Raw genomic sequence first — 20,906 nt, forward strand, 5'->3', positions numbered from 1 at the left:
TGGAAGGTTCAACCGACGGCGGGCGTGCCATGATTCCCGTTGTTCGATATTCGAGACGAGGACGAGGGAGTCACGCCGTGCCAGGTGAGAATCTGTCCCGGGACGAGGCGCAGGAACGGGGCCGGCTGCTGAGCGTCGACGCCTACGACGTGGCGCTGGACGTCCGCTCAGCGGTCGCCTCCGGTCCCCAAGGGGAGACCTTCCGCTCCCTGACGACGCTGCGCTTCCGCTGTGCCGAGCCCGGTGCCTCGGCCTTCGCCGACCTGCTGGCGCCGTCGGTCACCTCCGTCACCCTCAACGGCCGGGAGCTGGACCCCGCGGCGGTCTTCGACGGCACCCGGATCACGCTGGACGCGCTCGCCGCCGAGAACACCCTGGTCGTCGACGCCCGGTGCGCCTACAGCCGGACCGGCCAGGGCCTGCACCGCTTCGTGGACCCCGAGGACGGCGAGGTCTACCTCTACACCCAGTACGAGCCGGCCGATGCCCGCCGGGTTTTCGCCAATTTCGAACAGCCCGATCTGAAGGCCCCGTTCACCTTCGAGGTCACCGCCCCCGAGGGCTGGACCGTGCTCAGCAACGGTGCCCAGGAGGGCGAGGCCGAGGGCGGGCGGCACCGCTTCGCGACGACCGAGCCGATCTCGACGTACATCACGGCCGTGGTCGCCGGCCCGTACCACTACGTCTCCGACGTCTACCGGCGGACGTTCGAGGACGGCACGGAGCTGGTGGTGCCGCTGGGCGCGCTGTGCCGCAAGGGCCTGGCGAAGCACTTCGACGCGGACGACGTCTTCACCGTCACCAAGCAGGGCCTGGACTTCTTCCACGACCACTTCGACTTCCCCTACCCGTTCGGGAAGTACGACAGCGCCTTCGTCCCGGAGTACAACCTCGGGGCCATGGAGAACCCGGGCTGTGTCACCTTCCGCGAGGAGTTCATCTTCCGCGGGAAGGTCACCGAGGCGTCCTACGAGCACCGGGCCAACGTCATCCTCCACGAGATGGCGCACATGTGGTTCGGCGATCTGGTCACCATGCAGTGGTGGGACGACCTGTGGCTCAAGGAGTCCTACGCGGACTTCATGGGCGCCTTCGCGCTGGTGGGGGCGACGCGCTTCGCCGACGGCTGGATCACCTTCGCCAACCGCCGCAAGTCCTGGGCTTACCACGCCGACCAGCTGCCCTCCACCCACCCGGTCACCGCCGACATCCGTGACCTGGAGGACGCCAAGCTCAACTTCGACGGCATCACCTACGCCAAGGGCGCAGCCGTCCTCAAGCAACTGGTGGCGTACGTGGGGCAGGACGCCTTCCTGGAGGGCGCGCGGCGCTACTTCAAGCGGCACGCCTACGGCAACACCCGGCTCGGGGACCTGTTGGCGGCGCTGGAGGAGACCTCGGGCCGGGATCTGGCCTCCTGGTCGCGGGCCTGGCTGGAGACCGCGGGCGTCAACTCCCTCACCCCGCAGGTCACCTATGACGCGCAGGACCGGATCACCGAGCTGAGCATCCTCCAGGAGGCGGCGCCCTCGCACCCGCAGCTGCGGGTGCACCGGGTCGCGGTCGGCCTCTACCGGCGGCAGAACGGGCTCTCGGAGGGCGGGGGCTCGGCGCTGGTGCGCTACGCCCGCGCCGAGGTGGACGTGGACGGGCCGCGGACCGCCGTACCCGACCTGGCCGGCCTCGAACGCCCCGAACTGGTGCTGGTCAACGACGAGGACCTGACGTACGCCAAGGTCCGCTTCGACGAGGGGTCGCTGGCCACCCTGCGGGCCCGGCTCGGCGATCTGGCCGACCCGATGGCGCGGGCGGTGTGCTGGGCCGCGCTGTGGGGCCTGACCCGCGACGGGCTGGTGCCGGCCCGCGACTACCTCGACCTGGTACGGCACTTCGCCGGCCGGGAGAGCGGCATCGGCGTGCTGCAGTCGCTGCACGGACAGGCGCGGACGGCGCTGGAGCAGTACACCGCGCCGGACCACCGGGAGCAGGCCGCCCGGGAGCTTGCCGAGGCCGCGCTGCACGAGCTGCGGCTGGCCGAGCCCGGCAGCGGCCATCAGCTCGCCTGGGCCCGGCACTTCATCGCCCTTGCGGCCGCCCCCGCCGATCTCCAGCTGCTCCAGGGCCTGCTGGACGGCACCGCGAAGATCGACGGCCTGGACGTGGACCAGGAGCTGCGCTGGACGATCCTGGAGCCGCTGGCCGCGCAGGGCGTCGCGGACGAGAGCGTGATCGGCGCCGAGCTGGCCCGCGACAACACCGCTTCCGGCAAGCGCCACCAGGTGCGCTGCCTGGCCGCCCGTCCCTCGGCCGAGGTCAAGGCCCGGGCATGGGAAGCGGCCGTGGAGTCCGATGCGCTCTCCAACGCCCTGGTGGAGGCGACGAACGCCGGGTTCGCCCAGTTCGGGCAGCGGGAGCTGCTGACTCCGTACCGGGCGCGCTACTTCGCGGCGATCGAGCGGGTGTGGCGGGAGCGCTCCATCGAGATCGCGATGGAGGTGGTGCGCGCGCTGTTCCCGGCCTGGCTGGTGGAGCAGGACACCCTGGACGCCGCGGACGGCTGGCTGGACGGGCATCCCCGGGCGGCGCCCGCGCTGCGCCGGCTGGTCCTGGAGAAGCGGGACGATCTGGCCCGGGCACTGCGGGCACAGGCTTGTGACGAGGCGGCCGGGCCGAGGCCGTAACCCCCGGGGCGACCAGCCCCTTTCGGCAGTCGAACGCCCGTACTTTAGTACAGGGTTGTCCGGTTTGCGGTACGGGCGTGTAACAGCGGTTAGGAGGCGGAGCGGGGGCGGGAATCGAGGTGTCATGAACCACGACACCCCGCTCTCCCCCCTCCCCCTCCGCCACCTCTCCGAGGCGCAGTGCCGGGTGATGACCACCCGTCAGCTGCGTGAGCACGGCGTCCCGGCGGCCGAGACCACCGAACGCTGCCGCGCCGGCGGCCCCTGGCAACAACTGCTCCCCGGCATCTATCTGCTGCACGCGGGGCCGCCCACCAGCGAGGAACGGCTGCATGCGGCCCTGCTGTACGCCAGCCACCGGGGGCCGGCGGTGCCCCGGCAGGGCACCGAGTCCGGGGACGCCCCCGAGGCGATGATCACGGGTCTGGCGGCGCTCGCCCTGCACGGCTTCACCGAGGCGCCCCCGCTGCTCGCCCTGGAGCGCATCGAGGTACTGGTGGCCCGCACCCGGCGGCTGCGCTCGACCGGTTTCGCCCGGATCGTACGGACGGTGGAGCTGCCCGTCGCACAGGAGATCACCGGGGTGCCTGCCGCGCCGGTGCCGCGCGCGGTCGCGGACGCGGTCGCCACGCTCACCGACGCCACGGCGGTGCGCCGGCTGCTGACCGAGGCGGTGCGCGGCGGCCACTGCGAGGCGACCTCGGTGGTGCGGGAGCTGAGCCGGGCCCGGCTGCTGACCCGGCCGCACGTGGTGGACGCGGTGGACACCCTGCTGGCCGAGGGCCGGGCGCTGGCCGAGCAGCGGCTCTATGCGGTGGTGCGCGCCCACGGTCTGCCCGACCCGCTGTGGAACGTCGAGCTGCGGCTGCCGGGCGGGCCGCAGCTGGGCGGCGTGGACGCCTTCTGGCCGGAGCACGCGGTGGCCCTGGAGATCGACACCCGGGCACCGCGCCCCGAGGAGGACCCGCTGCAGTCGCCGTTCTTCCACAAGCGCGAGCATCTGGAGCGGCTGGGCATCACCGTCGTCCGCTGTCTGCCGCGCACCCTGCGCACGGCTCCCGAACAGCAGGCCGCGGTGATCCGTACGGCGCTGATGGCGGCGGGGGACCGCGAGCCGAGCGCGTATGTGGTGGTGCTGCCGCGTTAGGGGGTGTCCGCGTCAGGGGCCCCCGGCGCCGTCAGCTCCGCTTGAGCAGCAGCTCGACGTTGCGGTCCCGGGTCGTGCCCGCCAGGTCGCTGCGGGCCTCGGGCGCGTTGAAGGACAGCTCGCGGTAGAGGGCCGCCAGCCCGGTCTGCGAGAGGTCGCCGAAGTCCGTGCGGTGCGGGGCGGCCGACTCGACCAGGGTGGTGAACAGCGACAGGGTGCCGTCGTGGTTGTCCACCAGCTCGATGACCCGGGCCAGCTGCGGGAAGTCGATGTGCGAGGCGGTGGAGACCTCCCAGAAGCTGCCGTGCGCGGTGATCTCGTTCTTGTGGCTGTGGCCGTTGATCCAGCCGGCGACACGGGGGTGGGCGGCCAGCAGCTCCACCAGCTCGGCGCCGTTGTGCCGCTTCTCGTGCGGGCGGGCCGGGTCGGGCCGGGTGTTGTTCATCGTCTTGCTGGTGTGGTGGCTGAAGACCAGCACATGCGCCTTCTCCCCCTTCTCGTTCTCCTTCAGCGTCCGCTCCAGCCAGCGCAGCTGGGCGTCACCGACCGAGCCGGTGTAGTGGCCGCCGGGGTCGGTGGTGTCCAGGCTGATCCCGAGGACGTCATCGGAGACCCGGAAGGTGTAGTAGAGGCGGTTTTCTTCGAGATGCGCGGAGGTGTAGCCGTGACCGTGCGGGCCGGGGCCGGTGTGCGCCGGGTCGAGGTGGGCGCGCAGATACTCGGCCCGGGTGAAGGGGGCGCGCCGCTCGTCGGGGGTGACCCTCCTGGACTGCTTGGCGTGCGCCGTCAGCAGCCGCTTGAAGTCCGCTCCCTCGGGGTCGAGGCCGTCCTTGACCGCCTTCCAGACCTTCGCGGCCTCGGCGGCGGGCAGCGTCTCCAGCTTGCGGCCGCCGGTGGCGATCTCGGTCCAGAAGGGGTCGCCGGGGGCGTAGCAGCCGCCGGGCAGCGAGTCGTGGTTACCGACCGTCGAGTACCAGGGCAGGTGCAGGCCCGGGCTGTGCACGGTGCGGATCGCGGCCGCCAGGAACCCGTCCAGCTGCGGGAAGCCCAGCTTCTTGTCGGCGTCGCGCAGGGCGCGCTCCGGCTGCCAGTACAGCGACAGCCCGCTGTCCTGAACGCCTTCGTAGCGGCGCGGGTCGCCGGAGTTCGGGGTGATCCTGCCGCCGCTCATCGCGGTCAGGAACCACTCCAGCTCCAGCTTGGAGTTGTTGTCGGTGTTGTCGCCGGTGGTCATCACGAAGGACAGCGGGGCGCCGGTGGCGGGCCCGCCGGGCAGCGCATTGACCCGCTCGACCAGCGAGACGGCCCCGGCGACCGACAGCGCCTCCTGGGGCCGCCAGGCGCTGGCGGTCTCGGCGCGCAGGTACTCGTAGCGCAGCGGGCTCTGCACATCGACCAGGTGCAGATCGGTGAACTGCACGAACGACGCCAGGGCGGTGCGCCGCTTGTCCCGCCCGCCGTGCGCCGTGGCGAGGTCGGCGCGGACGACCCGGCTCCAGGCGGGGCCGTCACCGAGCCGGCGGTAGCCTCCGGTGCCGCGCGGGGCGGAGACCCCGGCAAGGGTGGTGCCCCGCGTGTACGGCGTACGAGGGACGGCGGGGGCATCGACGGGGACCGGCGCGGCCGGGGCCGGGCCGGAGGCCACGGTGGCGGCCTCGGCCTGCCGGCCCGGGCCGACGCCGAAGGCGAGCCCGAGTCCGGTGGCGGCGCCGGCCGCTCCGGTGGCGGTGAGGAACGTGCGGCGGTCGAAGGTGGCGGCGGACCGTATACGGGACATACGCAAGGCTCCCCGGGTGCGAACGCGAAGGCGGCCGGGCAGCACAACTGCCCTGTCACCTGGGATGGTTGGCCTCGGGGATGACCTGCGCGTGAACGCCGTGGCAACGCGGAGAACCCATCACCGCACAGGGATCTGCCGGCCACCTTCCGGCCATGGAGCCCTGCCCGGCGGTGCGGGCGGCGGTCACCGGCTGTTCACTCCCCGGGGTAACCGGACCCGTCCCGGCCCCGTCCCGGACCACCCCCGGACAAGCCCCGGACCCACCCCCGGCCCCCCGGCCCCTCCGGACCGCTCCGGGACCACTCGCCCGGGGGATCGCCCCCGGACCGCTCACCCAGGGGACCGCTCCCGGACGCCCCCCGCGGAGCGCACCGGCCGCGCGGCGGCCACCCCGTACGCACCGTGAGCACACCGGTGCACTACGCGCCGGTACGGCCTCCCGGCCCGCCGCGGAATGGAACGGATTGGACAACGCGACGGGTATCACACACATGATGGAGGCACTACTGAGCAGGTGTTCCGAGCAGACACCCATGTCAGGCCAGAAAGAAGGAGTCCCATGAGGATCGGAATCGTCGGAGCCACCGGACAGGTCGGCGGCGTGGTGCGAGGCATCCTCGCCGAGCGGAACTTCCCGGTCGAGCAGCTGCGGCTGTTCGCTTCGGCCCGGTCCGCCGGACGGACCCTGCCCTGGCAGGACACCGAGATCACGGTCGAGGACGCGGCCACCGCCGACTACTCGGCGCTGGACATCGTGATCTTCTCGGCCGGCGGCGCCACGTCCAAGGCGCTGGCCGAGAAGGTCGCCGACGCCGGCCCGGTCGTGATCGACAACTCCTCGGCCTGGCGCCGTGACCCCCAGGTGCCGCTGGTCGTCTCCGAGGTCAACCCGTCGGCGATCACCGACCGGCCCAAGGGCATCATCGCCAACCCGAACTGCACCACCATGGCCGCGATGCCGGTGCTGCGCCCGCTGCACGAGGAAGCCGGCCTGGTCTCCCTGGTCGTCGCCACCTACCAGGCGGTCTCCGGCAGTGGTCTGGCCGGTGTGGAGGAGCTGGACGGCCAGGTCCGCAAGGCCGTCGAGCAGGACGCCACCAAGCTGACGCACGACGGCGCGTCCGTGGAGTTCCCCGAGCCGGACAAGTACGTCCGCCCCATCGCCTTCAATGTGCTGCCGATGGCCGGCGCGATCGTCGACGACGGTCTGAACGAGACCGACGAGGAGCAGAAGCTCCGCAACGAGAGCCGCAAGATCCTGGAGATCCCGGACCTGAAGGTGTCCGGCACCTGTGTCCGCGTCCCGGTCTTCACCGGCCACTCGCTGCAGGTCAACGCCCGCTTCGCGCGCCCGATCAGCCCGGCGCGCGCCCAGGAGCTGCTGGCCGGCGCCCCCGGCGTCACCCTCTCGGACGTCCCCACCCCGCTCCAGGCCGCCGGCCAGGACGCGTCCTTCGTGGGCCGGATCCGTACGGACGAGACCGCCGAGAACGGTCTGGCGCTGTTCGTCTCCAACGACAACCTCCGCAAGGGCGCGGCGCTGAACGCCGTCCAGATCGCGGAGCTGGTCGCCGCGGAGCTGCGCGGCTGACGCCGCCCCTCGAAGCACGGCGGGTGCCCGTACGGAGTCTCCGTACGGGCACCCGCCGTTTCCGTCGCCGGACGATGGGTGCGAGCCGGGCTCAGCGGACCGGCCGCACCTCGAACTGGAAGCAGCCGTACTCCACGGCCCGTACGTGCACCAGCGCCGTCTCGGGGTCGGCGAACGCCTCCCCGAGGGCGGCATCGAACGCTGCCTGCGCCTCCTCGGGAACCTCCAGGTGCCGGCCGCCGATGATCTGCCCCTGCGCGTTGTAGCGGCGCAGTACCCGCAGCGCACCGGCCCGCACGGCCGGATACCGGCCGGCCGCGCCGTCCGGCCCGCCGCACTCCCCGGCGTGGATGAACACCGGACCCTGCTCGTCGTACGCCCCGGGCTTTGCCCCGCTCGCGGCCGCCCAGCGGCGCAGCGGCGCATACGAGACCAGCGCCACCCGCTCCCCGGCCCGGGCGTCGCGCAGACAGCAGCGCAGCAGGGCCCCGATGCAGTCCTGGGGCACCCCGTCCTCGCGTGCGGTGAACGGCTCGGCGGGCCGCCCGGCGTCGTCGGTGACCCGCAGCTCCGCGAGCGCGGCCTCCGGGATGGCGAGAGCGGTGTGGTCGGTCGTGTGCGGGTCGGTCCGGTGCGCGGTGTGGGTTGTCATGCCTCCAGCGTCGGCGCCGGGGGCGCGCGGTGCTGGCGGGAATCGGACGCCGCGTTTCCGGCCGCGGTTCCGGCCGCACCGCGCCCGGCGCGGGCCGGGCGCGGGACCGATCCCGAGCTGCCCACGATCAAGGGGCCGCTCCCGTGGAAGGATGACGGAAACGCCGCATACGAGGCCGCTTACGAGGAGATGACCTGGTGCCTGGCACGAATCTGACCCGCGACGAGGCGCAGCAGCGGGCGCGCCTGCTGACCGTGGACGCGTATGAGATCGATCTCGACCTCTCCGGCGCGCAGGAGGGGGGTACCCCGGGCGACGACGCGAACGGGGGTGGCACATACCGGTCGGTGACGACGGTGCACTTCGATGCGGCCGAGGCGGGCGCGGACTCCTTCATCGACCTGGTGGCCCCGGCCGTGCACGAGGTCGTGCTCAACGGCGAGGCGCTGGACCCGGAGGCGGTGTTCAAGGACTCGCGGATCGCTCTGCCGGGGCTGCGGGCCGGCCGCAACGAGCTGAAGGTGGTGGCGGACTGCGCCTACACCAACACCGGTGAGGGGCTGCACCGTTTTGTCGACCCGGTGGACCAGCAGGCCTATCTGTACACGCAGTTCGAGGTGCCGGATGCACGGCGGGTGTACGCCTCCTTCGAGCAGCCGGACCTGAAGGCGACTTTCCGGTTCACCGTGAAGGCCCCTGAGGGCTGGACGGTGATCTCCAATTCGCCGACGCCGGAGCCGAGCGGCAACATCTGGCGCTTCGAGCCGACGCCGCGGATCTCCACCTACATCACGGCGCTGATCGCCGGTCCTTACCACAGCGTGCACAGCTCGTACGAGAAGGACGGGCGGACGGTGCCGCTGGGCATCTACTGCCGGCCGTCGCTGGCCGAGCACCTGGACGCGGAGGAGATCTTCGCGGTCACCCGGCAGGGTTTCGAGTGGTTCCAGGAGAAGTTCGACTACGCCTACCCGTTCGCGAAGTACGACCAGCTCTTCGTGCCGGAGTTCAACGCCGGCGCGATGGAGAACGCGGGCGCGGTGACCATCCGCGACCAGTACGTCTTCCGGTCGAAGGTGACGGACGCGGCGTACGAGGTGCGGGCGGAGACGATCCTGCACGAGCTGGCCCACATGTGGTTCGGCGACCTGGTCACCATGGAGTGGTGGAACGACCTGTGGCTGAACGAGTCGTTCGCCACCTACACCTCGATCGCCTGCCAGGCCTACGCCCCGGGCTCGAAGTGGCCGCACTCGTGGACGACGTTCGCCAACTCCATGAAGACCTGGGCCTACCGGCAGGACCAGCTGCCGTCCACCCACCCGATCATGGCCGAGATCAACGACCTCGACGACGTCCTGGTCAACTTCGACGGCATCACCTACGCCAAGGGCGCCAGCGTCCTCAAGCAGCTGGTCGCCTACGTCGGCATGGACGAGTTCTTCCAGGGCGTCCAGGCCTACTTCAAGGCCCATGCGTACGGGAACACCCGGCTGTCGGACCTGCTCGGCGCGCTGGAGGAGACCAGCGGGCGGGACCTGAAGACCTGGTCGAAGAAGTGGCTGGAGACGGCGGGGATCAACATCCTGCGGCCGGAGATCGAGGTGGACGCCGAGGGCGTCATCACCTCCTTCGCGGTCCGGCAGGAGGCCCCGGCGCTGCCGGCCGGCGCCAAGGGCGAGCCCGTACTGCGGCCGCACCGGATCGCGATCGGGGCCTATGACCTCCAGGGCGGCAAGCTGGTCCGCACCGAGCGGATCGAGCTGGACGTGGACGGCGAACTGACCGCCGTGCCCCAGCTGGTGGGCACGGCGCGGCCGGCCGTCATCCTCCTCAACGAGGACGATCTGTCGTACGCCAAGGTCCGGATGGACGAGGAGTCGCTGAAGACCGTCACCGAGCACCTCGGCGACTTCACCGAGTCGCTGCCGCGCGCCCTGTCGTGGTCGTCGGCCTGGGACATGACGCGGGACGGCGAGCTGGCCGCCCGCGACTACCTGTCGCTGGTGCTGTCCGGCATCGGCAAGGAGTCGGACATCGGTGTCGTCCAGTCGCTGCACCGCCAGGTGAAGCTGGCGCTGGACCTGTACGCGGCTCCGGAGTGGCGCGAGACCGGGCTTGCGACCTGGACGGCGGCGGCCCTGGAGCAGCTGCGGGCGGCCGAGCCGGGCAGCGACCACCAGCTGGCCTGGGCCCGTGCGTTCGCCGCTTCGGCCCGTACGGACGAGCAACTGGACCTGCTGCAGGGCCTGCTGGACGGCACCCAGGAGATCTCCGGGCTCGCCGTGGACACCGAGCTGCGCTGGACGCTGCTGCACCGGCTGGCCGCCACCGGCCGGGCGGACGAGAAGGCCATCGCGGCGGAGCTGGACCGGGACAAGACCTCGGCGGGCGAGCGGTACGCCGCGACCTGCCGCGCGGCGCGTCCCACGGCGGAGGCGAAGGCCGAGGCCTGGGCCTCGGTGGTGGAGTCGGACCGGCTTCCCAACTCCACGCAGGAGTCCGTCATCGGCGGCTTCGTGCAGACCGACCAGCGGGAGCTGCTGGCGCCCTACACCGCGAAGTACTTCGACGCGGTGAAGGACATCTGGAACTCCCGCAGCCATGAGATGGCGCAGCAGATCGCGGTGGGCCTCTACCCGGCCCTGCACGTCTCGCAGGAGACGCTGGACGCCACGGATGCCTGGCTGGCGTCGGCCGAGCCGAGCGCGGCGCTGCGCCGGCTGATGACCGAGTCGCGGGCGGGGATCGAGCGGGCGCTGAAGGCACAGGCCGCGGACGCGGCGGCGGGCTGACGGTCCCACGCGGCGGGGTCCTCCCGTCGCGGATGCCGCCGGCCCTCGCCATGGGGGTTGCCCGCCGTGGCGGCGGGATTCTCTGCGCCGCCACGGCGGATACGGCGCCCGCCGGGCCCCGCCCCCTCCCACGGGGCCCGGCGCAAGCGGGTGCGGCTCAGCCGTCCAGGGCGTCGAAGCGGCTGCCGAGGGCGGCGCGGCCCGCCGCGGTGAGGGCGCCGTGCAGCCGCAGCCGCGCCAGACCGCCATCGGGGAAGACGTCCAGCCGTACGTGTGTGGCCGTCACGGCCCGCGGCAGCCTGAAGCGGTGCGGGGTGTCGGGCTGGAGCCTGGTCTTCGGCAGGATCTCGAACCAGGAGGCCTCATCGGCCGGGTCGCCGTCACAGCCGGACAGGGCGGCCCAGCCGGCCGAGTTGCCCTTGAGGTATGCGGTGTCGATCTCCACCGCACGGATCGCGCCCTGGGCGGCGAGCCGGAAGCGCACCCAGTCATGCGTGCCCTTGACCCGGCGGCGGCGGTTCTCCCAGCCGTCGTCCATCTTGCGGGACAGATCGGGCCGGATGATCTGGGTGGGCGAGGAGTAGAAGCGGTCGGACGCGTCCTCGACGGTGCCGCCGTGCAGCACCGAGGCCAGGTCGAGGGTGCCGAGCACGTCCAGCCACTCCGGGTCGGGTATGACCTCGCCGTGGACCCTGAGGCGCGCTATCCCGCCGTCGGGGTGCTGCTTGAGGCGGAGGTGGGTGAAGCGGCGCTCCACGGTGACCTCGAAGCCGTTGGCGGCGTGGCCGCGGACGGGGGTGCGCGGAACCAGCTCCTCCCACTTCACCCCGTCGGCGAGCAGGTCCTCGGGCCCCGGGCTGCCGGGGAGCGCGGTGGCCTCCACACTGACCTGCTGGGGGTAGTTGCCGCGGAAGTGGGCGGTGTCGACGACGATGCCGCGGATCACGCCGGGGGCGGCGAGCCGGATCAGCGCCCAGTCGTGCGCGTCGTCGTCCGGGAAGGGGTGGTCGCCGTCGGTGCCACGGCGGCGGCGGGTCTCCCAGCCGTCCATGATCTTGCCCTTGTGGCCGAAGCGCTCGGGGTCGAAGACCGCCGGGGCGGGCTTCAGCAGGTTCTCGCGCTCGGCGAAGAACTCGTCGTTCGCGGCGATCACCCCGGCGCCGAGGCGGCGGTCGGCGAGGTCGACGAGGGAGGTGAAGGGGAAGTCCCCGCCGCGGTAGTCGGCGTAGGGGTCTCCGCCACCGTACGGGTTCGCGTCGTTGGCGTGCGGATCGGTGGAGTCGGCGGCCGGGGTGGCGGTCATCGGTGCCTTTCGACGGAGTGAGAGGTGCGGACCGCTCCACGGTCGCAGCGCGCCACCACTCAGGTCCATCGAAAGTTTTTGAGGAATACGTTCAGCCGATCTGAATGGTCGGGTCCTGCGGTGTCTGGGCGGCGGCCGCCTGCCGGAGCGCGGCCAGCACCCGGGCCAGGCCCGGCGCCCCCTCGGAGCCGCGGCGGACGGCGGCGACCACATGGCGGCGCGGCTGGTCGGCGTGCAGGACCCGCACCGCCACTCCCCCGCCACCGCGCCCGCCCCGTACGCCGGGTTCCTCCGCGGCGCGCCCGGCGGCGCCCAGGCCGCCCGCCATCGCCATCCGGGGCACCAGCGCCACCCCCATCCCCGCGGCCACCATCGCCCAGATCGCGTTCCAGTCGGCGGCGGCATGCGCCTGCCCGGGCACGAAGCCGGCGCTCTCGCAGGCGGTCGTGGTGATCTGTGACCAGGGCCCGCTGCTGCCGAAGATCCAGGGCTCGTCCGCCAGATCGGCCAGTCGCAGCCCCGGCTCGCCGGCCAGCGGGTGGCCGGCCGGCAGCGCCACGTCCAGCGGGTCGGCGAGCAGCGAGACCCGGCTGAACTTGGGATCGCGCGGGGTGGGGGCGTGCGCGGCCAGCGACAGCGCCAGATCGACGCTGCCCTCGGCCAGCAGCTCGTAGGCGGCCTCCGCCTCCGCCTCCCGTACGACGACCGCAAGGCCCGGGTGGCTGCGGCGCAGCTCCTGGACGGCCGGGACCACCAGGGCGGGGATGGCCGTGGAGAAGGCGCCGATCCGCACCTGGCCCGCCTCGCCCCGGAGGTAGCCGAGCAGGTCCGCGTCCGCGCGCTCCAGCTGGGCGAAGACCGCCTCGGCATGCCGCAGCACCAGCTCCGCGGCGTCGGTGAGCCGGACCCGCCGGCCGTGCGCCTCCAGCAGCGTGACCCCGAGCGCCCTGGCCAGCCCGGTCAGCTGCTGGGAGACCGCCGAGGGCGTCAGGTGCAGCGCCTCGGCGGTCGCGGTGACCGTGCCCAGCTCGTTCAGGGTGCGCAGGATACGCAGCTTCTTGAGGTCCCAGTCGGCCATGCGGGCAGCGTACGCACCCGCCGCCGCGGCCACCCGCCCGCAGGCCGCGGCGGAGGGAAGCCGGCCGGGTCAGCCGCCGGGGGGAATCCGGCCGGGTCAGGCGCGGCGGTTGGCCTCGCGGCGGGCGAGGATGGCGGCCTGGCGCTCGTCGAACTTCCGCGCCTGGCTGTCCAGGCCGTCCATGAACAGCCCCAGCTCCTCCTGCGCGGCGAGCCCGGCCGGGCCGAGCCCGCCGATCTCCAGCACCTTCAGATAGCGCAGCACCGGCTGGAGCACATCGTCGTGGTGGATCCGCATGTTGTAGATCCCGCCGATGGCCATCCGGGCGGCCGACCGCTCGAAGCCGGGCATGCCGTGGCCGGGCATCCGGAAGCCGGTGACGACATCGCGCACCGCGCACATGGTCTGGTCGGGGGCCATCTCGAAGGCCGCACCGAGGAGGTTGCGGTAGAACACCATGTGCAGGTTCTCGTCGGTGGCGATCCGGGACAGCATCCGGTCGCAGACCGGGTCGCCGGAGTGGTGGCCGGTGTTGCGGTGCGAGATCCGGGTGGCCAGCTCCTGGAAGGCGACGTACGCCACCGAGTGCAGCATGCTGTGCGCGTTGTCGGACTCGAAGCCCTCCGACATGTGGGCCATGCGGAACCGCTCCAGCTCGTCCGGGTCGACCGCCCGGCTGGTGAGCAGGTAGTCGCGCATCACGATGCCGTGCCGGCCCTCCTCGGCGGTCCAGCGGTGCACCCAGGTGCCCCAGGCGCCGTCGCGGCCGAAGAGGGTGGCGATCTCGTGGTGGTAGCTGGGGAGGTTGTCCTCGGTGAGGAGGTTGACCACGAGGGCGATCCGGCCGATGTCGCTGACCTTGGACTGCTCGGGGTCCCAGGCGTCACCGTCCAGCGGCCCGGGGAAGTTGCGCCCGTCGCTCCACGGCACGTACTCGTGGGGCATCCAGTCCTTGGCGATCTTCAGATGGCGGTTGAGTTCCTTCTCGACGACCTCTTCGAGCGCGTAGAGCAGCTGAGCGTCGCTCCAGGCGGCCTGGCCGAGCTCTCCGTTATGGCGGGCGGGGGCGATGGTCACGGGGAACTCCTGGGGACGATGACCTACGGGTCCGTAGGTTTGACCTACGGACCCGTAGGTTACGTCATCGTAGGTTAGAGCCGGTTAAGCACCTCCCCCCGTTCAAACCGGCCGAAAACCGCGCGATAGCCGCCTCGCAACCCCTTTTCCACCTGCGCAAATAGCCGGGTACGACAAAGGGCGCCGCCCGGTTCTGTCACCGCTGGGCGCCCTTCACGGTGCCCGGTCCGGGCCCTGCCCGGGCCCTGCCCGGGCCCTGTGTCCTGGCATGACGAAGGGCGCCCCGCGGTCCTGTGACCGTGGGGCGCCCTCAAGGCGTCACTGGTGCCCGGCGTCAGCCCTTGGGCTGGGCCTGCTTGCGGGACTTGTCGCCCGCGACGACCAGCCCGGCGATGATCAGGAAGAGCACGATGGGTGCAGCGACATAGAGGCCGAGCGTCTGGATCACGCTCAGGCCCGGACCCGGGTCGTCACCGTCGTCGCGGGTGAGCGCAAACGCGGGGGACGACATCAGCAGCATCAGCGCGGTGCCGGCGGTGATGGTTCCGGCGCGCAGGACGTTCTTCTTGACCTTGTTGCTCACGAAGTCAACGTATCGGACGCCCCGGCGCCCCGCGCGCGCGGGGTGGCACAACGGGCGGCCCTGGCCGGGCGGCCTCCCGGGGCGTTCCGTCCGAAGCGCCGGGCGGGACTACCGCCGGCCGTCGGACAATTCGCGCATCAGGGCATGCAGGCGGGGGGAGGCGGCCAGCTCCTCCAGGGTGCACGGACGGCCGTCGGGGCCTGCGACCGGAAGGCGCCAGTTCGGGTATTCCTGCCATGTCCCGGGGAGGTTCTGCGGGCGCCGGTCCCCCACCGCGTCGGGCAGCCAGACGCCTACCATCCGCGCCGGGGTCCGCAGCAGGAAGCGGTGTACGGCCTTGACGGCGGCTTCCTCGTCGCCCGCCCCTTCGGGCAGCAGGCCGCGCCGCACCAACTCGCGCAGCCACTCGGTGCGTTCGCCGCGGGCACGGGAGCGCTCCCGCTCCGGGGGCCCGGCGAGCAGCCCGAGCCGTTCCCGCAGGGCGACGTCCTCGCCGGTCAGCCGGGCCGCGGTGGGCGGCAGATCGTGCGTGGTGACGGTGGCCAGACAGGCGCTGCGCCACTCCTCGGGCGCCAGGATGCGGGCCACGGGGGCGGGGGGCGGGGTGGTCTCCCGGGCCGGCTCCGGAGCGGGGAGCGGGGTGGTCTCCTGGGCGGACTCCGCAGCGGACCGCGGGGCGGTCACGGGCTCGTCCTCCCGCCCCCCGCTCGCGTCCTGCCCGTTCCCGTCCTCCCCACCCCCGTAATCCCGCTCGAACCACAGCACCGACGTCCCCAGGACGCCCCGGCCGGCGAGCGCCGCACGGACGCCGGGACCGACGGTGCCCAGGTCCTCGCCGATCACCGCGGCGCCGGCCCGGTGCGCCTCCAGGGCCAGCACCGAGAGCATCGCCTCACCGTCGTAGCGGACATAGGCGCCGTCCGTCGGCGGCCGGCCCTCGGGGACCCACCACAGCCGGAACATCCCCATCACATGGTCGATGCGCAGCGCCCCGGCGTGCCGCAGCATGCCGCGCAGCAGCTCCCGGTAGGGGGCGAAGCCCGTGGCGGCCAGCGCGTCCGGGCGCCAGGGCGGCAGGCCCCAGTCCTGTCCGCGGGAGTTGAAGGCGTCCGGCGGCGCCCCGACGGACATCCCGGCGGCGAAGGCGTCCTGCTGCGCCCAGGTGTCGGCACCGGAGGGGTGGACGCCGACGGCGAGGTCGTGCACCAGCCCGATGCCCATCCCGGCCTCCCGCGCGGCCCGTTGCGCGGCGGCCAGTTGCTGGTCGGTGAGCCAGACGAGCCGGCTGTGGAAGTCGATCCGGTCCAGTAACCGCGGCCGCAGCCGGGCCGTGCCCGGGGAGCGCGGATCACTCAGCCCGTCGGGCCAGCCGCGCCAGTGGGGGCCGTACCGCTCGGCGATCGCGCACCAGGTGGCGTGGTCCTCCAGCGCCTCGCCCTGCTCGGCGAGGAAGTCGCAGTACGCGGCCCGCCGGCCCGGGGTGAGCGGGACCGCGCACATCAGCTCCAGGGCCTCGCGCTTGAGCGCCCACACCGCGTCCCGGTCGATCAGCTCTCCCCCTTCGAGCACCCCGGTCCGCAGCGCACGGGCCTGCGCGGTGAGCTCGTCGGCCCGTAAGCGGGCGGCACCGGTGAGCCGGGCGTACTCCGGGATGTCCTCGATCCGCAGATGGACCGGGTCGGGGAAGCGGCGCGAGGAGGGCCGGTAGGGCGAGGGATCGGTGGGCGGGCCGGGGACGGCCGCATGCAGCGGGTTGAGCTGGAGGAAACCGGTGCCCAGCGCGCGCCCCGACCAGGCGGCGAGGTCGGCGAGGTCCCCCAGGTCACCCATGCCCCAGGACTGCCGGGACAGGAGGGAGTAGAGCTGCACCAGGAAGCCGTGGCTGCGTCCTGGCGGTGCGGGCACGCGGTCGGGCGCCACGATCAGCCGGGCGCCGGCGGCGCGGCCGTCGGGGGCCCGGGCGTGCAGCACATGGACACCCAGGGGCAGCCGGGCGAGAGCCCCCGGACCGGACGCCGCCGGGTCCGGCGCGGCCGCCCCGTTCTCGGTCTCGACCCGCAGGACGGTGCCTTCGGGGAGACGCGCGAGGTCGGGCGGCCGGCCGGGGCGGGCGACGACGGTGCGGGGAAGCAGGGCGCGACGCGCGCCGTCCTCGTGCGCCGCCAGGGCGCTGCGGACGGCTTGCGGGGTCGAGGCATCGACCCCCAGTGCGGCGAGCACGGCGACGACGGTGTCGCCGGTGATCTGGACGCTCCTGCCCGGCGAGGGCTCGTAGGACGTGGCAATGCCGTGCAGCCGGGCGAGCCGCGCGCGGCCCATGGGTCCTCAGACCTCCATGGACTCCGTGCCGTGGCCGGCGGCCGTCGGCTCGCTGGTCAGCGGCAGCTCGGCGGAGATCGGGACCTCGCTGGTCAGCGGGGCGGCGTCGGCGAGCGGAGGCTCGCTGGTCAGGGGCGGCTCTACGAAGCTGAAGGATCCGGAGCCGTCCAGGCCGGAATCGGGGTCGGACAGCCCGTCGAAAATGTCGGACTCCATCGTCGCACCTCCCGGTTTGGAGGACAGAGCGTCGAGGAGCAGCTGAGCGGATGCGGCCACGAGGGCCTCCCGTTCATCGGTAATGGGACACGTGGGCCCTACCCACTCGACACGTTCGCAGACGTATCCGCTCACGAAACGTGACCCACGTCACATTATGCCTTACGCAGGCGATTTCACTGTGCCGGGCCCCGGGGGGCGCAGAGAACGCGGAGGAACCGGGCTCCGCGGCGGAAGTTCTGCGGGCCGGCGAGCCCCCGGATTCCGCCCGCGGCACCCGGCCGGAACCCGTCCCCCGCCGGCCCTCCGGGACCCCCCGCCCTCGCCTGGTTGACACCCGAACCGCCACAATGGTGGGCTCACGGCCGGAGGTCTGTCCGAATGGGCATCGGCGGGGATATACGGGGCGCCGGTGCAGACCGGCGAGTGATGGACGGGGACGAGGAGCAGCCGTGCGAGGCCGGGGCGTATGGAGCGTCGGAAGTATCGGTAGGAGCGGCAGGGGGAACGGCGCGGGCGCCCGGGCGCGGGTGGCCGGAACGACCGCACTGGCCGCCGCGGTCATCGGAGGTCTGCTGGGCGGGGTGCCCAGCGCCCAGGCGGCGCCCGCCGGCCCCGCCGTCGGCGCCCCCGACCAGCCCGACCGGCCGGCCGGCGCCGGGCACGCGCCCGCCGTCTGGCCGCGCCCGCAGTCGATGCAGGAGCTGGGCGCCGCTGTGCCGCTCGGCCGCGAGGCGGTGCTGGTGGCCGCTCCGGACGCCGACCCCTACGCCCTGGACGTGCTGCGCGGCCTGCTGCGGGACGCCGGGGTGCACACCGTCCGGCAGCAGGAGCCCGGCGACCGGCTGCCCGCGGCCGGTCCGGTGATCCGGGTCGGCGGCAAGCAGGCCGCGGACGCGCTGCGGGCGCTGCGGGCACCGGCCCGCGGGGATCTGCCGGCCGGCGGCTACCGCCTGGCCGTGGGCCAGGTCGCGGGCCGGGACACCGTCGCCCTGGACGGCGTCGGCTCCGACGGCCTCTTCCACGCCGCGCAGACCCTGCGTCAACTGGTCACCGACGGCGACGGCCGGCGGCAGCTGGCCTCCGTCGCCGTACGCGACTGGCCGGGCACGGCGGTGCGCGGCACCACCGAGGGCTTCTTCGGCCGGCCCTGGAGCCAGGCCCAGCGGCTCGCCCAGCTGGACTTCATGGGCCGCACCAAGCAGAACCGCTATCTGTACGCGCCGGGCGACGATCCGTATCGCCAGACCCGGTGGCGCGACCCGTACCCGGCACAGCAGCGCGCCGGTTTCCGGGCGCTGGCCGAGCGGGCCCGGGCCAATCACGTCACGCTGGGCTGGGCCGTCGCCCCGGGCCAGGCGATGTGCCTGTCGTCCGAGGAGGACATGCGGGCGCTGCGGCGCAAGGTGGACGCGATGTGGGCGCTGGGCGTGCGCTCCTTCCAGCTGCAGTTCCAGGACGTCAGCTACAGCGAATGGCACTGCGACGCCGACGCGGAGGCCTTCGGCACCGGCCCCCGGGCCGCGGCGAAGGCGCAGGCCGAGGTCGCCAATGCGCTCGCCGCGCATCTGGCGCAGCGGCATCCGCAGGCGGGGGCGCTCTCCCTGATGCCGACCGAGTACTACCAGGACGGCTCGACGGCGTACCGCAGGGCGCTGTCCGACGCGCTCGGCGACCGGGTCGAGGTGGCCTGGACCGGCGTGGGCGTGGTCCCGCGGACCATCACCGGCGGCGAGCTGTCCACCGCCCGCCAGGTGTTCGGCCACCCGCTGATGACCATGGACAACTACCCGGTCAACGACTACGCCCAGGACCGGATCTTCCTCGGGCCCTACCGGGGCCGGGAGCCGGCCGTCGCCACCGGCTCCACGGCGCTGCTGGCCAACGCCATGGAGCAGCCGCTCGCCTCGCGCATCCCGCTGTTCACGGCCGCCGACTATGCGTGGAATCCGCGCGACTACCACCCGGACCGGTCCTGGGACGCCGCCGTCGCCGATCTGGCGGGCGGCGATCCACGGTCCCGTGCCGCGCTGCGTGCGCTGGCCGGCAACGCCTCCTCCTCACTGCTGGACCGGACCGAGTCGGGGTACCTGCAGCCCCTGATCGACCGCTTCTGGAAGGCCCGTGAGGCGGCGGTCAACCACGGCCGGCCGGGCCGGGACCCGGATCTCGCCAAGGCCGCCAGGGCGCTGCGGGCCGCCTTCACCACCATGAGCACCGCGCCCCGGGACCTGCGCTCGGACCTGGCCGCGGAGGTCCGTCCGTGGGCCGAGCAGCTGGCCCGTTACGGCAGGGCCGGCGCACAGGCCGTCGACACGCTCATGGCACAGGCCCATGACGACGGCGACGCCGCCTGGTCGGCCCAGCGCACGGTGCAGCGGCTGCGCAAGGAGTGCGCGCACAGCCCGGCGACGGTCGGCAAGGGGGTGCTGGCCCCGTTCCTGGAGCGGGCGATGACCGAGGCCGACGCCTGGACCGGAGCCCGCCGCACCGCCCCCGGGCCCGACGACGGCGCCGGCGAGGGCGGGGGCGACGGCCGGACGTCCCTGACCGTCCCCTTCGAGCGGACCCGCCCGCTCGCCGCGGTGACCGCGCTGACCGACCCGGGCCCGTCCGCGGGCGCCGTCTCCCTGGAGGCGCATGTCCCCGGCGAGGGCTGGCGCCGCCTCGACCGGCTCTCCGCCACCGGCTGGACCGAGTCGAAAACGCACCGGCTGCGTGCCGACGCGGTACGGCTGACCTGGGCGAAGAGCGCGAAGGCCCCGTCCGTGCACGCCTTCACCCCCTGGTTCGACGACACCCCGGCGGCCGGGCTCGAACTGTCCCGCAAGGAGTCCGACGCCCAGACCGGCGGCAGCGCGACGGTGGACGCCCTGATCTACTCCCGCCGCCCCGGCGACGTCCGCGGGAAACTGGCGGTCAAGGCGCCCAAGGGCTTCACGGTGCACGCCCCCCAGGAGGTCACCGCACCACGCGGCGGCACGGCCACGGTCCGCATCACCGTCGACGTCCCCGAGAACGCCCGCTCGGGGACGTATGAGATCCCGGTGGAGTTCGGCGGCACGGAGCGGACGCTGACGGTGCGCTCGTATCCGCGCACCGGCGGCAAGGACCTGGCGCGCGGCACCGTCGCCACCTCCTCCGGGGACGAGACCGCCGATTTCCCGGCCTCGGCGGCCACCGACGGCAACCCCGGGACCCGCTGGTCCTCCGCCCCGGAGGACGGCGCCTGGCTGCAGTTCGCGCTGGCCCATCCGACCCGCCTCGGCCGGCTCGTCCTGAACTGGCAGGACGCCTACGCCGCCCGCTACCGCATCCAGGTCTCACCGGACGGCCGCAGCTGGCGCACGGCGGCCACGGTCCGGGACGGCAAGGGCGGCCGCGAGTCCGTCCGGATGGACGCCGAGAACGCCCGGTTCGTCCGCATCCAGGGCGACAAGCGGGCCACCCGCTTCGGCTACTCGCTGTGGTCGGTGGAGGCGTACGCGGTCACGAAGCACGACACTCGGTGAACGGGGCCCGGTGCGTGGTGCCTGGTGACAGGTGAACCGGCGGGTGCGGCCGGCGGCCGTCGTGGACGCCGCGGGATCCTCGTCGCCGCGGCCGGCGGCCACGGGGCGAGAATCCGGCGGCGTCCGCCCCGGCCGGAGCGGGACGCACGAGGTGCGCGACGTGCGACACCAC

13 protein-coding genes are annotated in these 20,906 nt (G+C 73.3%); 5 read left to right on the top strand and 8 right to left on the bottom strand.

Annotated features, from left to right (window positions below):
• Window positions 1–77: 77 nt before the first annotated feature.
• Together pepN (ACGFR7_RS07890) and ACGFR7_RS07895 are read left to right on the top strand one after the other, a co-directional pair.
• On the top strand, window positions 78–2,681 hold the full coding sequence (pepN, locus tag ACGFR7_RS07890) for an aminopeptidase N (protein ID WP_393314539.1): 2,604 nt from the start codon (window positions 78–80) through the stop codon (window positions 2,679–2,681).
• Between the two features lie 124 nt (window positions 2,682–2,805).
• On the top strand, window positions 2,806–3,828 hold the full coding sequence (locus ACGFR7_RS07895) for a hypothetical protein (RefSeq protein ID WP_393314542.1): 1,023 nt from the start codon (window positions 2,806–2,808) through the stop codon (window positions 3,826–3,828).
• Window positions 3,829–3,859: 31 nt separating this feature from the next.
• Here the strand turns inward: ACGFR7_RS07895 and ACGFR7_RS07900 are convergent, their stop codons facing one another.
• On the bottom strand, window positions 3,860–5,605 hold the full coding sequence (locus tag ACGFR7_RS07900; protein WP_393314545.1) for a TIGR03767 family metallophosphoesterase: 1,746 nt from the start codon (window positions 5,603–5,605) through the stop codon (window positions 3,860–3,862).
• A gap of 562 nt (window positions 5,606–6,167) precedes the next feature.
• On the opposite strand from ACGFR7_RS07900, the gene ACGFR7_RS07905 reads away from it, so the two are divergent.
• A complete protein-coding gene (locus tag ACGFR7_RS07905; RefSeq protein ID WP_393314548.1) occupies window positions 6,168–7,199 on the top strand; it encodes an aspartate-semialdehyde dehydrogenase in 1,032 nt (343 codons plus the stop codon).
• Between the two features lie 91 nt (window positions 7,200–7,290).
• Here ACGFR7_RS07905 and ACGFR7_RS07910 read toward each other — a convergent pair whose 3' ends face one another.
• Entirely contained in the window at window positions 7,291–7,851 is a 561-nt protein-coding gene (locus ACGFR7_RS07910; protein WP_393314551.1) for a DUF1203 domain-containing protein, read from the bottom strand.
• Window positions 7,852–8,048: 197 nt separating this feature from the next.
• On the opposite strand from ACGFR7_RS07910, the gene pepN (ACGFR7_RS07915) reads away from it, so the two are divergent.
• On the top strand, window positions 8,049–10,646 hold the full coding sequence (gene pepN / locus ACGFR7_RS07915) for an aminopeptidase N (protein WP_393314553.1): 2,598 nt from the start codon (window positions 8,049–8,051) through the stop codon (window positions 10,644–10,646).
• Window positions 10,647–10,803: 157 nt separating this feature from the next.
• Here the strand turns inward: pepN (ACGFR7_RS07915) and alc are convergent, their stop codons facing one another.
• The 6 genes from alc to ACGFR7_RS07945 all read right to left on the bottom strand — a co-directional run bounded on the left by alc (window position 10,804) and on the right by ACGFR7_RS07945 (window position 17,282).
• Window positions 10,804–11,949: an allantoicase gene (gene alc, locus ACGFR7_RS07920; protein ID WP_393314556.1), complete on the bottom strand. Its 1,146-nt coding sequence runs from the start codon at window positions 11,947–11,949 to the stop codon at window positions 10,804–10,806.
• Between the two features lie 91 nt (window positions 11,950–12,040).
• Window positions 12,041–13,027, bottom strand: coding sequence for a LysR family transcriptional regulator (locus ACGFR7_RS07925; RefSeq protein ID WP_393314559.1), 987 nt, complete (start codon window positions 13,025–13,027; stop codon window positions 12,041–12,043).
• A 96-nt stretch (window positions 13,028–13,123) separates the two neighbouring features.
• Window positions 13,124–14,104 (bottom strand): acyl-ACP desaturase, encoded by a 981-nt coding sequence (locus tag ACGFR7_RS07930; RefSeq protein ID WP_393314562.1) that lies wholly within the window; start codon window positions 14,102–14,104, stop codon window positions 13,124–13,126.
• 334 nt (window positions 14,105–14,438) lie between these two features.
• Complete coding sequence (locus tag ACGFR7_RS07935; RefSeq protein WP_336052283.1) at window positions 14,439–14,687, bottom strand: hypothetical protein; 249 nt, start codon at window positions 14,685–14,687, stop codon at window positions 14,439–14,441.
• A gap of 108 nt (window positions 14,688–14,795) precedes the next feature.
• On the bottom strand, window positions 14,796–17,006 hold the full coding sequence (gene malQ / locus ACGFR7_RS07940) for a 4-alpha-glucanotransferase (RefSeq protein ID WP_393314565.1): 2,211 nt from the start codon (window positions 17,004–17,006) through the stop codon (window positions 14,796–14,798).
• 6 nt (window positions 17,007–17,012) lie between these two features.
• A complete protein-coding gene (locus ACGFR7_RS07945) occupies window positions 17,013–17,282 on the bottom strand; it encodes a hypothetical protein (protein WP_129296388.1) in 270 nt (89 codons plus the stop codon).
• 470 nt (window positions 17,283–17,752) lie between these two features.
• Here ACGFR7_RS07945 and ACGFR7_RS07950 point away from each other — a divergent pair, with 470 nt between their 5' ends.
• Window positions 17,753–20,734 (top strand): beta-N-acetylglucosaminidase domain-containing protein, encoded by a 2,982-nt coding sequence (locus ACGFR7_RS07950; RefSeq protein WP_393314569.1) that lies wholly within the window; start codon window positions 17,753–17,755, stop codon window positions 20,732–20,734.
• Window positions 20,735–20,906: the final 172 nt, after the last annotated feature.

The organism is Streptomyces sp. NPDC048516 (assembly GCF_043199875.1).
GTDB lineage: Bacteria > Actinomycetota > Actinomycetes > Streptomycetales > Streptomycetaceae > Streptomyces.

Coding starts and splice junctions, on each gene's coding strand:
- ACGFR7_RS07895 (WP_393314542.1), top strand. CDS start 2,806: ATGAACCACGACACCCCGCTCTCCCCCCTCCCCCTCCGCCACCTCTCC.
- ACGFR7_RS07900 (WP_393314545.1), bottom strand. CDS start 5,605: ATGTCCCGTATACGGTCCGCCGCCACCTTCGACCGCCGCACGTTCCTC.
- ACGFR7_RS07905 (WP_393314548.1), top strand. CDS start 6,168: ATGAGGATCGGAATCGTCGGAGCCACCGGACAGGTCGGCGGCGTGGTG.
- ACGFR7_RS07910 (WP_393314551.1), bottom strand. CDS start 7,851: ATGACAACCCACACCGCGCACCGGACCGACCCGCACACGACCGACCAC.
- alc (WP_393314556.1), bottom strand. CDS start 11,949: ATGACCGCCACCCCGGCCGCCGACTCCACCGATCCGCACGCCAACGAC.
- ACGFR7_RS07925 (WP_393314559.1), bottom strand. CDS start 13,027: ATGGCCGACTGGGACCTCAAGAAGCTGCGTATCCTGCGCACCCTGAAC.
- malQ (WP_393314565.1), bottom strand. CDS start 17,006: ATGGGCCGCGCGCGGCTCGCCCGGCTGCACGGCATTGCCACGTCCTAC.